9 protein-coding genes are annotated in these 14,669 nt (G+C 48.9%); 1 reads left to right on the forward strand and 8 read right to left on the reverse strand.

Annotated features, from left to right (window positions below; genetic code table 11):
- Window positions 1-118 precede the first annotated feature (118 nt).
- The 7 genes from D5261_RS30160 to D5261_RS30190 form a co-directional block, all read right to left on the reverse strand.
- Window positions 119-946: a type II secretion system protein gene (locus tag D5261_RS30160; protein ID WP_125206113.1), complete on the reverse strand. Its 828-nt coding sequence runs from the start codon at window positions 944-946 to the stop codon at window positions 119-121.
- Between the two features lie 6 nt (window positions 947-952).
- On the reverse strand, window positions 953-1,627 hold the full coding sequence (locus D5261_RS30165; RefSeq protein WP_119322759.1) for a discoidin domain-containing protein: 675 nt from the start codon (window positions 1,625-1,627) through the stop codon (window positions 953-955).
- Between the two features lie 18 nt (window positions 1,628-1,645).
- Window positions 1,646-2,470 (reverse strand): type II secretion system protein, encoded by an 825-nt coding sequence (locus D5261_RS30170; RefSeq protein ID WP_119322758.1) that lies wholly within the window; start codon window positions 2,468-2,470, stop codon window positions 1,646-1,648.
- Between the two features lie 44 nt (window positions 2,471-2,514).
- Window positions 2,515-6,267 (reverse strand): transglycosylase domain-containing protein, encoded by a 3,753-nt coding sequence (locus tag D5261_RS30175; protein WP_165864368.1) that lies wholly within the window; start codon window positions 6,265-6,267, stop codon window positions 2,515-2,517.
- Window positions 6,268-6,534: 267 nt separating this feature from the next.
- Window positions 6,535-6,969, reverse strand: a complete 435-nt coding sequence (locus D5261_RS30180; RefSeq protein WP_119322756.1) for a DUF1573 domain-containing protein — start codon at window positions 6,967-6,969, stop codon at window positions 6,535-6,537.
- Window positions 6,966-9,413, reverse strand: a complete 2,448-nt coding sequence (locus tag D5261_RS30185; RefSeq protein WP_125206112.1) for a transglycosylase domain-containing protein — start codon at window positions 9,411-9,413, stop codon at window positions 6,966-6,968. Before D5261_RS30185 ends, D5261_RS30180 begins: the two co-directional genes overlap by 4 nt.
- A 504-nt stretch (window positions 9,414-9,917) precedes the next feature.
- Window positions 9,918-11,096 carry a hypothetical protein gene (locus D5261_RS30190; protein WP_125206111.1) on the reverse strand — a complete coding sequence of 393 codons (1,179 nt, stop codon included), beginning with the start codon at window positions 11,094-11,096 and terminating at the stop codon, window positions 9,918-9,920.
- A 1,237-nt stretch (window positions 11,097-12,333) separates the two neighbouring features.
- On the opposite strand from D5261_RS30190, the gene D5261_RS30195 reads away from it, so the two are divergent.
- A complete protein-coding gene (locus D5261_RS30195; protein WP_125206110.1) occupies window positions 12,334-12,663 on the forward strand; it encodes a hypothetical protein in 330 nt (109 codons plus the stop codon).
- A 976-nt stretch (window positions 12,664-13,639) separates the two neighbouring features.
- On the opposite strand, the gene D5261_RS30200 is transcribed toward D5261_RS30195, so the two are convergent.
- Complete coding sequence (locus D5261_RS30200) at window positions 13,640-14,581, reverse strand: O-antigen ligase family protein (protein ID WP_165864367.1); 942 nt, start codon at window positions 14,579-14,581, stop codon at window positions 13,640-13,642.
- Window positions 14,582-14,669 lie beyond the last annotated feature (88 nt).

Below are 14,669 nucleotides of genomic sequence, written 5' to 3' on the forward strand. Positions count from 1 at the left end.
CTGGTCATCCAATATCTACGTTTTGCCATACGCCGACAGCGACAAATCATGGACGCCATCTATTCACTCGGACAGGGATCAGCCACTCAAGTTAACGAGTGGCTGTTGTGTTCTCTTATTACTGGTGATCGTCCAGCGTACACGTGATCGTAGGATCACTCCCGCCAGTAACCATTTGGTTCGCGATGATATCGGACACCAGATGCCATTTCGCATGACCATCGATATAATTAATGTTCTGACCTTCGGAGTGGCGCTGGGAGAGACCGTCAGTCATCCAATCGAAATAGCCATCGTTGGTTGATCCCGCAGTATTATCCCCAGCGCCATCATCTCCAAAGTTCTCTTCTCCAAATAGCATCCATGAAGAAGGATTGTCGAAAGCGGAGAGATGTCGGCCAATTCTTAATCCATTGACGACCTTCCCCTTATCAACACAGGCGTTGATGGCATAAGAATCCCCAGACTTCTGCCCTACGGTGTCATCAGTGCAGATGAAGACTCCCTTATTGCGCACATAGGGGTACAAGCTCCCCTGCGATGGATCGTAGGCTCCTGGCGTTGTCGCGGGATACGCCTTGTAGAAGATCCATCCGCCGTGTATATTCGCGCCCCAGGTGTTGTCCGCAGCGGCGGGCATTTCCTCGTCGCTATCCTGCACGTATTGCATCACGGCGATTCCCAACTGTCTCATGTTCGACATACACGCCATCTGGCGAGCCTTTTCGCGCGCCTTAACAAAGGCTGGAAAGAGCAGGCCAGCGAGAATCGCGATGACAGAGATCACAACGAGCAGTTCGATCAGCGTAAAACCGAAAGTGCGGCCCCGACGTGTATTCCGAGCGCCATTCGGCGTCTGCTTGGGCGGAATGCGTGAGACGGTAATTTGCGGAGACATATCTTTCCCTAATTCCTGCATCGGCAGCCGTAGCTTCTTCGACGCCAATCGATCTTAATGGAGCGTGAACGACGAGAGTGTCCAAGGATCGGTGACACCCTGGCGCGTTTGCACCACTTTGACGTAGCGGGCCGTTTGGGGGCCGAGTGCGATGATCGTGATCGGGGCCTGACCCTCGCCACGAACCACTGAGCTTCCCCAATGGTCGCCGTCAGCTGAGAGATAGACGGCATAGCCGCGCGGATACGCATTGGCGTCACCCCCCGTATCCAGCACGATCTGATGAAACTTCTGCGGGCGTTTCATATCCACGGCAAACCAGTTCGTTGGCCCCTGAGCGCCCTGCGTTGTCCAAGGAGCCTGTGACTTTCCGTCAATCGCGCCATGTGCCATGTCGGAGGAGGGATAGGCAGTCGCCTTCCAGCCTGTCATCGGCAGGGCGGGACCGTCAATTGTCGGTGGACGCAGTCGTATCATCACATACACACCTCCGCAGATAAACAGAACAAGAAGGATGATGGGTTTGCGTATCCAGAGCCAGGCCAGAGTCAGTACGAACACGAATGGCCGCAGAATCCACGCCAGCGCCTCTCCAAGAACGGTCTTCGGGGAAGACGGCTTGGGTTTGCCTGGCAGAGGCGGCTGTTCGACTCCCTCTTTTGGAGTCGTCGTAACGTCATATCGCGGGCGCGCTTCGCCGAAACGTGATCTTCGAGGCGATGTCTTCATAGCAAAATCCCCGTAAAATCATTGAGTGCTGAACGTCATCTGCACAGGTGTCGCGCCATCGGAGAGATACATCTGATCCGTTGCTGCCGCCTGATCAGCCTTCAGATGATCTTGAGCATTCCCCGACCTTCCGTCCGTACCGCTGGAAACCTGCCCGCCAAGAAGGTACGACACATGTCCATCCGCTCCCAAGAAATTCGAGCCGCCGCCGTGGCGGGGAGTATTGTCGGCTCCAGAATCGATCCCTTTGCGTTCGCCCAAATTGCCCGTGGCGTAGGTGATGTGGGCTCCCTCCCCCCACTGGCCGTAGGGACGCCCTTGATTGCTGGCGAGCAGCCCAAATCCGCACGGCGAGAGCATTTTGCTGGCGGGCTGGACCTTCCACTGATTGCTGCCTTCATCGGCCTTTCTCACATCAACCTGTACGCCGCCGACCTCAAACAGCATGACCGTGCTGGCGGGCGCCTTGAGCTTGGAGAACTGGTCGATCAGATTCGCATTGATCCCATAAGAGACAGGAACGGCGCCTCCACTAGCAAGCCCGAGGTCGTCGGGACACTTGTAAGGCGCGGCAGATTTCACGTAAGGGTAAATACGTCCAGCCCAGCCCTGCGGCCCCTCAAAAAACTTTGGTGGAAAGCATTGGTCATTGTCCTGAACATACTGCGCCAACCCCAGCCCGAGGCGGCGCATATTGGAGGCGCAGGTGATCTGCGGAGAAGGCTTCAAACGCGCGAGGAGAATAGCGCCGAGAACCGAAACGGCGGCGACGGAGATCAGGGTATGGATGAGAGTAAAACCGACTTCGGCGGTATGCGATCCGCGCCGAGAATTTGTGGACATGATTTCTATTCCTTGATGCAATATGGCTCACGCTAAAAAGGCGCTCACTTCTTCTGGGAATGACTCTTCGGCGTGATCTTCAGCGGATTGGCGGGATGCGATAAAGATCGCGATGCGGGCGCCGTGATTGGCGAGAGGACAAACTGGCATTGTCCACGCTCACTCTCTCTGTTGAGCCCAAGAACCTCGCCGCTATTGTTAATTGACAGCGCCAAGCAAGAGTGGGCCATCTTCTTCTGACGCGCGGGATCCACGACCAGCAAGGGGATCAAGTCTCGCATGCCATGAGCGCTGTCCCATAGAAAGGGTCTGCCGCCAGGGTAGGCGATCTGGTTGTCGGGGCGGCTCTCGCCGATCACCTGTCCAGCGTCGTTCACTCCCAGGGCTCGGGAGTAGACATCACCAGGAAGCGCTCCCAAATCGTGCAGAACGCCATTCTCCCAAAGAAACGCCGTGACGGAGCCGTCAGCGTGGTCGGCGGATCCAACCACCTGTCCAGCGTTATTCATTGCATTCGCGACGCTCACATGCCCATCCCCGAACACACCGATATCGTTCATGACGCCATCCTCCCACACCATCGCATGTGTTCGGCCATCGACGGTTAGTACCCAGCCTGCGATCTGACCAGCATCGTTAATGGCATAGGCTCGGCTGCTGACGCAGTTCGGTAAAACCCCAAGGTCTTTCATATGACCATCTTCCCAGAGGACCGCGCGGGAAGAGTTTTCAATTGGCGAGTCTGCTTCCGCCGTACTGTTGAAAGCGTAGCCAACGACCTGTCCTTTGTCGTTGATCGCCTCAGCACGGCTATTCGTAAATCCTGGCAGCGTTCCCAGGTCACGAACCGCGCCATTCCTATCCCAAAGGGCGGCGTGGTCTGCCCCATTCTCAGGGTTAGACCAGCCGACAGCCTGACCTGCGTCATTCACCTTAACCGCCGCGCCATTCCCTTCGCGAGTCAACGTCTCCAGCATCTCAAATCGCCCATTTCTCCAGAGATAGGGCCGCGTGTTGCTGTGGGTCACCACATACGAAGCGACCAATCCTTGCTGATTGATTCCTCCGTCATGTATCATAAACTGCATGTCGGGAATTGGATTGAATACCTGACATTGATATTGCGTCGCTTCAGCGGAAGTGTACGCCGACGCCTCCCATCTGCGCTGAAACCTTGGAGAGGAATCCGTATCCAGCGGCTGACGCCCCAGGAGAAAAAGCGCGTCCGACGTGGAGAGCGCCTCTGGCCGCTTGTGGAAGTAATATTGGCTTGCTTGTTCGAGACCGCCTGTTGGCGCTCCATAATCACGGTCGTTTAAATACAGCTCTTTGATGCGCGCTTCGGGAATGAGGGTGCTGATCATGGAAGCCAGAACTGTTGATGATATTATTGTGAACGGATTCCGCCGTCGATCACCTCCGACGACTCGCCGCGCAATCGTAACAGCCATTCGCGGCGACATTTGAATACGCGATCCAAAAGCCTGGCGAAAAATATCGTGCTCATCTTGACGGGACACAGCAGCGGGCATGCCACTTGGCAGCGCGTTTTGCAGCGTTCCAGGCATTGAGCTCCACGGGACGAATGCGGCGACGCCGATTGGGGAGCCAGAGCCAGTCATCGACCACGCGATCCCCCACAAAGCGCAAAACCAGACGACAGGCGCCAGAACGCAAATCGCGCCAATCGCCAAATGAGGCTTTCGGAAAGGAATGGGGAATAAGACACGAAAGGCCCGCGCCGATGACTGCCTCGAAGTAACGCCAGAGATCGCCAGCGAGGCGATGCACAACGCCAGCACCCACACACCTGAAGTGTTGTTCGCGATCCGCCCGAACGCCAGCAGCGCAACGAGCGTCGTGACTGCGCTGGCTGCAAGAGCCTGGGCGTCGTGGTTGGCGCGTAAGCGCTGATCGGGGCGACGAGTATCAGCCCCCGCAGTCAGGCGCGCGTCACATGACGCCTTCATCAGGGCATCCCAGCTTCGGCACAGTGCATCCACAAGCAGCAGGCCAAGGATCCCCCAGAAAATCCATCCCTCCTGAGCAATGAAGGAGGAAATGGACCCAGGCGAACCTCCCGAAGTTCTCAGACCCGTTCCAGCAAGCATCTCTCGGACACTCTGATCCGTATTCCACGCCTCGGCGGCAAGGTATGTACGGAAGACATATAGCGCACCGCAAAGCACGAATACCGCGATAGTTCCCCAATAGGGCGGCGTGATGCGTTGTCCAAATGCTCTCCCTGACCACAACATAGCTCCTAGACAGCATGCGACCAGCGCAATGCTGGTCCATCCCGCCCCGCCAGAAATTTCGACCGCTGGATCGAGTATGATCGCCGCGCCGCCAGCCAGCGCCGCCAGAGCGTAAGGTAAGTAAGAAAGCCTCGACACGGAACCGCTGGTGAGGCGGTCACTTTCGGTAAAGAGCGAAGGCAGAGCAAGCGACAACACGGCGACCGCTGGGAGGCCCGCCTGAGCGTGCAATCCGATCAAGGAACATGTCGCCACGGCAAGAAGTAGATCCCGCCAGGCTGCGGGTCTGCGCACCGTGCGGACGGCAACTACGGCAGCAAGAACGGCGAGGCTCACGCCCAGCGAGCTGCTATAAGGATAGTCTCGTACATTTGATGTCAGCCAATCCTTCAAGCACAGCCAGACCAGGGCGCCCCCGAACGCTATTCTCCCAAGAATTGCTGTCTTATCCGTTCTCGAAGTTCGCGAACTCTCCTTCGCCGCAGACCCGTCTAAAGGCTGGACTGTGGAGTGCGGAATAGCGACATCGCGGAATACAAAGACTTGAAAAGCGCGTCTCTGCTGCTGAGAAGACTGGAGAGTACCACTATGGATTTTCCGACGTAACCATCGGAAGATCGCAATGGGTCTGCGCCACAACGAGTTGATTCGCGGCAATGCTGCGACCAAGGAGACTGGCTCTAAACGCTGCCGCAAGCGAACCTTGACGCTCGTCAGTGATTGTGGATCCACGGCGACATGCTGTCGCTCGCACATACCCACGAATGAATAAGCAAGAATCGCCAAAGTTCCCGCCGCGAAAGCAAACCACCATATCCGCGCTCCTGTGTTGTTATATGTAAGGACAGTTGCAGCCTGGCAATACCCGAGCAACCCATATAGCGCACCTGCTGCTCCTGCAAAGAGATTTATCCTACCTATCTGATCCTGATTACCGTCGATCAGGAATGTGGCTGCTCGCCATTTCTCTCGCCCAGGAAGACATCTGTAAACTCCACAGCCCGTCGCACACAAGACCAGCAATAAAAGAAAGCGTATTAAACCGCCTGCCGCAAAAATGACGGAGATCGTCACTGCTCCCAACCCCATCATAAGCAGAACGAAACGAGCTGTTCCAAGAAAAGCATTGGGAATCACAATCGAAATCTGTCGCTCCTGCGATTCCAATATCCAGTTGTCTTCAGGGGAGAGACGCCAGGAAGCGAGGCTGGACGCGCCCAAGATGAGCACTACAAGCACACCCCACTGTGGCAACGCCGTCATGCCGACATTTTGTCGTAAAAGCGCCGCTCCTTCATCTTCTTGGGGGAAGAAACACAATGTGAACAACGATGTCGCGACGACGATCAGATGGAGCTGATTATGGGCGCGAGACGCCGATTGCCCCTGCGCCGATCCCAAAATCGACGCCCAGGACAGACTGAGTGCGATGATGGCAAGCATTGGATAGAGGCCATTCTCTCGCAACCATAACGCCAGACTCGATTGGCTGAACGTCATGAGAACCAGGAAACTTAGAATACTGGTGACGCCCAGCAACGCGGCAAAATCCGCCGCTCGGAGGCGCCGAACGCCATCCCGCATTACTGATCGTAGTTCTTTCCCCCACACACGAAATGTGTCAGCCCCCAACGGCTGATTCAGAGGCTGCGCGAGCTTCTGGATATCATTTGCGTCCAAAGGCCGATTGAGGCGCGACCATAAGGCTTTGAAAATGTTTGGCGAGCGGGGCGGATCGCTTGTCTGTTGACCAGCGCTCTCTGTCGAATGTCGCATTAAACCATCCTCGGCAAATACTAATCCTGATTATTTTTGCCCTGAATTCAGGATTTTTTGTTCTGTGCCCACATGCCCAGTAAGCAAGAGCCACGTTTCAACTTTCTGGTCTCCATGCGTCGTCGCGAAACACCCACCAGATGAAATCTCCTTCGTATCTTCAAGCTTCACATTCAGCGTCACGTCCGCCTGTCCGTGTGGAGGAATAACGGGAGCAGACACGCTGGCGGTCGTACATTCGCATCCTGTCGTGACAATCGACAGGCCCACAGGAAATGAATGAGGATTGCTCAGTCGAAAGGCGTGGGTTAGCGGATGGTCAGCAGGAATGGTCCCTACGTCATAAACGGTTCCTCCTGCGACTTCCACCGCAGGCTTTTCATGGCCACGCATTTTAAAGGCAATGCCGACTCCAAAAAGCAACGAAACGGCGATCAGAAGCACTATTGAAATCCGAGTGCTCATAGGTTTGCCTTCTCGACACAAACACTCTCACCATCAGATCGCGCATAGAACTCATTCTTCGGCAGGAGCAGATTTCCTCGCTGCGGATCGGACACCAGGAGATAATCTCCCCACTCGCCCACCACGACGATCCAATGTTCCGTAGGACGGGTCAAGGTGACAATGGCTGGTATCCCAGTTGTAGCGATATCGTCCAAAAGTTCATCCGAAGTCGCGACAGTGTCGACCGTTTGCACTCCATGCGCTTTGAATGCCCGAATCAATTCGTCACTCCTAGTGCAGCGAGCACCTCCTGTGTCCAACAGATGCATAAGTTGAAGTTCACTGGTCGGTTTCTTGAGATAATCGGACAGGATCGCCGCAACACAAGCCTCTCCGCACGAGTGGCCCGTTGTTTGCCGAACGAACGTCCCACTTAGCCATGTGGCAATACGGGCAGGTAAGTGTTTAGTCTGATGTATCTCCGCCATCGTTTCTTCGACGGATTTGGCAGGAGGATCTTGCACAGGACGTGGAGTTGTTGAGCGTGGCCCCTTCACTTCGGTGTGAAAGTGTGTCTGATGGCGCTTAGGGTCGTCATTCCAATCCACCACGGCGTCGAAGTGGCGATTGAGCATCGCCTCCAACGGCGCGAGACGCGCCATCACCTTCGGATTGTTATGATCCTTGACACTCACTCGCGAGCCATCCGCGAATCGAAAGCCAGAGATATCAATGGCTTGTCCATATGCGTGCGACGAAATGACTTTCTCCTCCTGGCGCGTGCTTCGGTCGTTATATACACCCAGGTGGTCGATCCCCACCACATGCAAATGCTGATGCGCCTCAACTAGAAATCCCGCGAGGCGAACCTTTAAAGAAAGCGACGCATTATCGATGGGCAGCGGCTCATATGGATTCTCAAAAAAATAGAACTTCACGCCATGCCAATCGGCTGGTATTTCGCATGTCGCTCCTCGATCCCAGGCGTCCTTATTAGGATAGACCAGCATGTTGAGCGGATACCCCGAAGCCAGATCGCATTGTTCTTGAGAATATCGATTGGGGAAGAAGTATCGAATACGACTGAAAGCTGTGTGCTGGCCTACTATTAGCCTCTGGGGATCGACCTGCTTTTGCATGGGGTCGGACACAATCCCGACAAGAATTGCGCTTTCCGCTAGGGTCAGTTTATCTGGCGTTTTATGGAAATAATATTGCGCTGCGGCTTTAAGCCCCCGCTGCCCCATTCCATAGTCAATCGTGTTCAAATATAGCTCAAGAATACGCGACTTGGGCAGCATGCGCTCCAGCTCCAAGGTGTAGGCCGCCTCCTCAATCTTGCGCCATATAGTTCGATCACTCGTAAGGAACAGATTCTTGGCAAGCTGCTGGGTGATTGTGCTGCCCCCCTCTTTGACCTGTCCTTCACTTAGATCAACACGTAGGGCATGGTGCATGGCGATCCAATCGAAGCCATGGTGTCTGTAGAAGGCATGGTCTTCCATGGCAATGGTGGCATCCTGCATTGATGGTGAGATATTTTCTAAATAGACGAAATCTGCCTTTGTAGCTGAATAATGGCTGTATGGCAATACTCTCCATTCAAGTAAGTGGTCAAAAGAGATAAGTACGCCAGTCAGAATGAGAAGGACAGTCATAAAAAAAAATGGATGTCGTCTCTTGCGTGTTCTAGATAATATCTTATTAGGCGGTAAATCTGAGCCACTTAAAATAGCTATTGATAGGAAAAACAGACATAAGCCAAAGGGTTCTTGCAGACTTATCCTTGCTCGCACGCCACATAAAAATATTGATAGCAGTATGCAAGCAGGAACAAAAAACAGAGCACAACTTATATATATAAACTCCAAATCACTTTTACGGCTCAGATTAGTGAATAATGCACTCCAGCCAAGAAACAATGAAGCGATAAGCGAGGTAAGAAGAACAGGCAAAATACTCCATCCTAGTTCTTCACATAGAAATTGGGCAGGTGATATGCCAGAGGCGATGCCTTTCGCTCTGATTCCCTCCCCCAGCCAAATAGAATTAGCAAGAGACGAAGATACAGGAGTTGGATACAGGATAAAAATACGTATAGCACAAAGTGATAAAAGAATTATGAATCCAGCAGCTATTAAGAGAATCAAATTGAAAATGAAAGAGCTTATTTCCTTTCGTTCGAGATTGCGCTTTCCTTGAATGCGGTAAAATTTCGAAAAATATCGATATAACATCCATGGCGCGAACACGGCAAACAAGGTCTGGAGGAAAGCGATATAGGGATATGGGCTTGCGCTAGAAAAAAGAGCGTCTTTTATGACCAATATAAGGCAAACTGCAAATCCTATTTCAAAAGTAGCACTAATTGCCCCTTTCCAGTTCAGGCACAGCCCTAATCTATTTACTATACCATGGAGGCAATCAGCCTTTTGTTCTAATGCTTCTTGTGAACGTGGCACAGGTATTGTTCCCTATTGAATCAAAGCTTATTCTCCAACCCATCGATCGTAGAGAGACCTCTCCTATATCCGATGCAATGGGATAAAGCTTAGTCTGAGATATTTTGACTTGTTTTCCTCACATCATCGACATGAATGAAGTATTCCGTAACAATATTGGGAATGGTTGTGGCGAAAATTAGTGCGAGATTAGCGTAATTCCCTCAACGCAATTTTTGTCACGACAGTTTGCAAAAAACAATATATACGGATAGATTTTAAGTACATACTCTTAAATTTAGTTTATTTGGAGACAATCTCCACCCTCATTTTCGTAAATTCTTCTTATCTTTTACTTGCATCGGACGAAAAGCCCCGAGATGCATAGAATCCCTGCATTTAACGGTCTTGATGAGGTGAATTAAAGTTAAATCAATGTTTTATCCATTAGTTCCTAAGACCTCATGCACAATATAGAACTGATGCGGAGGCATCGACAATACGAAACGCGACAATAAAAATCGCCTAGCGCCGCCTTCTCCATAATAAAATAGCGACAAACGCGATCATTACCCCACATACCACATATACACCTACTGCACTGCGTCGAGGTTTAGTTGTAAGTTTATCGTCCTTTATTGGACGAATACTAAAGACTTTTTGATCACTAGGAATCCCATGATTTGCTGCATATGATACAGGAATATTCTTATCAAACCGATAATCATCTAAGTGCGTACCGATTGGTAGACCGTTAGAAATCAGGTCAGTTTTCGCCAAAGCATTAAATTTGGCGCTTATTAGATTATACTCTTCATCTTGAAGAACTGCTCCCGATTCAGTCATTTGCAAAATTTGTACATGTGATGGAAACCAAATCGAATCATTATATAATTTATATCCATCTGCAGTATATTTATTTCTTGTTTTTCCATTGGTTCCATCAACGATCTCTATCATTATTGGTCGAGAATATTTATCGGAAACATGGCATCGAACAAGAAGAGGTAACTTCCCCTGATTAACTTGACGTTGAAGCAATATATCATGAGGATAAGCCAAAGAAGCTGTTGATGCGGGAATCGGATAAATTTGAGATAATGGAGTACCAACTAGTACATTTGCACCGCCTCGAAGGTTTCCTGCAAATGCTCCAAATGTACTAGTTCCAGCATTATTAGGATCAGTGCGCAATTCACCTTCCCAGCCAGAAAGTTCGGTGTAATTGCTCTTGACAGATCTACGAATCGAGATACGATACTTGTCATCAATAATCTCCCTAACTTCTAAATGATATGGAAGATTGCTGGAACTAGCCAACTTCTCTGCTTTATATTGTACGTCGGACAAAAGCGTTTTGCCATTAAATTCAAAGTGAGCAATCCCTGTAGTGTGTATTCCTCGTAGCAAGTCCTGATTTCGTCGAAGAATTGCCTCTGAAACTGCACGAGCAAGAGTCTCGGAACTTCCCGCATGTATTTCTGCTGCATATGCATACGCAGCACTCTTATTTGGATCTAACTCTGGATATGCATATTCATGACGATCAAGTTTCCAGTATATACAGCTCTTCTTAATGGAAGAATTCTTAACAATTAATGTTTTCCACAAATTAGAATCAGAGACTTGCGGAATTGGATTGGCAGACAAGCAGCCACAAGCAGTTATTGCCAATATGGTGCTGAACATCGTAAACTTGAACATATAGTATCCTCTCATCTTGTCTAGGAGATTGTCTTTTAATATTTTGAGCTATTACACATTCAAGGACCTAATTCCCAGTGCAGTAGATCATGCACCCACGCTATAAATTCTATAGGGTGTCTGCCGATAATTAGACGACCAGTCATAAATTCATAATTCCAAGATTTCAAGTATAAAAATATCTATTTAATTTCTCAACGAGGAGAAGATTAATTATATTTTATTGTTATATATTAACTTAACGCTATGATTCATTGATTCGGGCGGCATTATACCCAACGACATTTTCATTGTAAATCACTTCTTAAATTTGTACGAAACTACTGTATAAACCTCGCAATATAATCATCGACCAAGCAAACGATTCCAATAGCACTAAAACGATTATATTCAACAGGAATCCATCAACATAGCCCAGCAGGAAATTAGTAAGATAGTAAAATTCCTGCTGGACAGGTTTCCTATACAGTTAAGCTACGCTCTTCCAGGTTATACATTCAGTTCCATTGAATCCATGAGTTGGATCTGGATCATTTGTCCAAGCCGTGTCAGATGCTGCAGGGCATGAACAAGCGTGTACAGCCTGATCTCCAATGCTTTCGACTTCTTCACAGGCAACAGACTGATACTGCAGAGGATATACCTTATTTCCAACTCCTTCACATGAAAGAAGATCTGTATGGTCTGTAGCACACTCCCGCCCCTTTGAATGTTGTACATATGAACAAGGGGTATGGCAACCATAAGTTGGGAGAGTACATTGATCGACTTGCGTCGGTCCTACATTACCTTTTGATTGACAGCTTTGACATGTGTAACACCAAGCATACACTCGGGGAGCAAGGCTCCAAAGAGATACAGCGCATATCAACGCAAATAATATTTTTTTCAACTTCAGCTCCTAATTAGCGACACACCGACGATATTGAATTTTGCTATTGCACCTCCCATTTCTCATAGTAATAGTTGATTTGCATTTATTCTATATATTGCTCTAAATCCAATAAGGTAATGTTCTAGTGCTTGATCTCGTACTTCGATTGCGGCGTATGTTTGCAACCAGATGCATCATCGACAAGCCGCCATAGAAATGTTCGAGCATCAGCCTGATCTTTACTCTTACCGAAATCGGGCAACGACTGGGAGTCAGTCGAAAACCGTAAGCCAATGCCATACCTCTCACGAACGCGGCGTAACACAGGCTCGGGAAGTCCAACGCTCGGGCGGAAAAGATCACTTGAACTCAGAACAGAAGCCGCAGATACGGGAGAAAATCCTGGCAGATCCTCAAACCTGCGGATTTCCCGAAGCAAGGGCTCCGTCACTTTGTGACGGGATAAATCTGCCGATCATCGCAGCATCGTGGCGCGTGACTCTGCTCTGGACAACAGCTACTGGCTGGAAATCGTACGGTTCCCTGCATACGCACACGAACTCAACCCGATTGAGTTTTTATGGCCACTCTGGAAAGGTTCTCATTTTGGCGGGCTACTGTAATTCCATTCTGGATCAAGTCCGCAAATTGCTGGACAAAGCGCACGACGTGACGCTGACCGATCACCGATAGATGCAAAGCTTGTTGCTTAGATCACGATTGTTTAATACATGTGAAATCATTACCTAGTCAAATTTAAATCATTAACTTCGAAAGTTGCAAGAAAAAGCACACGACGCGACGCTAGCCGATCAGCGATTGATGCCGAGCTATTTGACTTTCTACTCCGCGCGGTATCGATACATTGTCAAATTTAAACCAGAATTTTGATAGAATAAACACAAAATTATAAAAAATCTCAGCATCGCTCACAGCGAAGATTATTCTGTCAATTTCTAAGGAATACTGGAATTTCTTTAACAGAAGGGCTATTTGTATTCAGCACCACAGCTTTTCCATCTATATCCGAAATATCATCTATAACCATTCGCGCACTATATGACTTCCAGGTAAAAGGCTTAATTGATAGATCTGTGTGAAAAGAACGTATACATCCGCAAGTTGGTATGGCATGAACATGTAGAGTAGATTTTTGAAAATTATATACTCGGAAAGTCACATAGTAAGTATTATGGCTAGAGTATTTAGTAATAAAAACAGGACCGTTTGTTATCTCCACGGGAGAAATATATACAGGCTTCCGTTCGATTAGGCCTTGTACGAAGCCCCTTGTTTGCGGAACACATGGAATAACCACAAATATTACCAAAAGCCCCCATAGAAAAACATCTCTAGATGAACCGATCTGTTTAACGCGACTCTTATAGCTATAGAAAAGTCTATTCATCGTAGTATAGTTTGCTAGCATCAGAACTAAATTCACTCCTAATGAAACAGATTGCAGTAACAACACCAACTTATTGATGCACTATTCTAATAGTCGACATCCTATGGTCTAAACTATGCGAAACGATGACTATTTCCCCTGAGGCATTCGCACCTTAGCACATCACTTTCAGCCATCAATATCCCAACTGAAGCCATGCAAATTTCGCTCCCGCTGTTGCGATTGCCTCAAGGACCATTTGGCCCTTTGCAAGAAAACATTTCACGACATTTCCTTTCTTCGCGCCAAATATCTCCCACAAAAAGTTAAATTGGAGTAGCGAGGAGCATCTCTAATATACAAACAAACAGATCCTGCGAGTGCGCCAAAGAAAAAAGTACCACAAGTACGACCTGGAAACAACGCCCAGCAGTCAACCCAGCCAACGGCAAACAGAGCGGCGGAAATAGACGTAAAGCGTACTGTATCTAAACATCTATCTGAGATCGATACTTTACAAACCACGGCAATGAATCCTACATACGCTATTCCTCCGACAATGCCGTATTCGCATAGCATAAGTAACAGCATGTTCTTCGGATCTGTCATTACACCTAATTTTCCATATGCGGGGTATTTTATATTATAATTACCAGGACCAACTCCCATTAATTCATGATCGTGGTACATTTGTGATGCAATGCGCCAAGACTTAGTTCGCGAAACGTTTGATCGACTTGTTGAAATCTTACTGATAGGATCACGAACACGAAGAGAAAACACTGCAAGATTGACGGCAAATATTATAATAGATACGGGAATCCATTTTTTGTATTTATCTCTTGTAAGCCAAATGTAACACAACAGTGATCCTGACAGACCAACAGCGCCAGCGCGAGATCCTGCAGCGATCACGGCTGTACTTATAATAACAAGCATTGCCAAAAAAAGCGATTTGAATTGCTTTGGCGCACCTTCTAAATATGTCACACAAAGAGGCAATGCAATTAATAGAGTAAGATACAAGCTATTCGGGTCGTTGAATGTTCCGCCTGCTCTTACCAGCGAGCCTGATACGATGCTATTTTTGCCAAAGAACCATAGAACTAACGCCACCACCGCTTCGGATACCGACAGTATCAAAAACCACAATCCAATATTTGCGGTGTTGCTAATTAATGCTGTACAAAGCACACCGAATGTCAATGGAATGGAGATTTCCAACGCAAAACCGCCATTGCCGAATTCTATAGAATTCCTAGAGGCAGAAAAAATATACGAAAACAAAAATAAGGAAATAGATAGCCAAGAA

Source organism: Capsulimonas corticalis, assembly GCF_003574315.2.
Taxonomy (GTDB): Bacteria; Armatimonadota; Armatimonadia; order Armatimonadales; family Capsulimonadaceae; genus Capsulimonas; species Capsulimonas corticalis.

Excerpts from the sequence above, each read along its gene's own strand:
- D5261_RS30190 (WP_125206111.1), bottom strand. The coding sequence starts at position 11,096 with ATGTTCAAGTTTACGATGTTCAGCACCATATTGGCAATAACTGCTTGT.
- D5261_RS30165 (WP_119322759.1), bottom strand. The coding sequence starts at position 1,627 with ATGAAGACATCGCCTCGAAGATCACGTTTCGGCGAAGCGCGCCCGCGA.
- D5261_RS30170 (WP_119322758.1), bottom strand. The coding sequence starts at position 2,470 with ATGTCCACAAATTCTCGGCGCGGATCGCATACCGCCGAAGTCGGTTTT.
- D5261_RS30180 (WP_119322756.1), bottom strand. The coding sequence starts at position 6,969 with ATGAGCACTCGGATTTCAATAGTGCTTCTGATCGCCGTTTCGTTGCTT.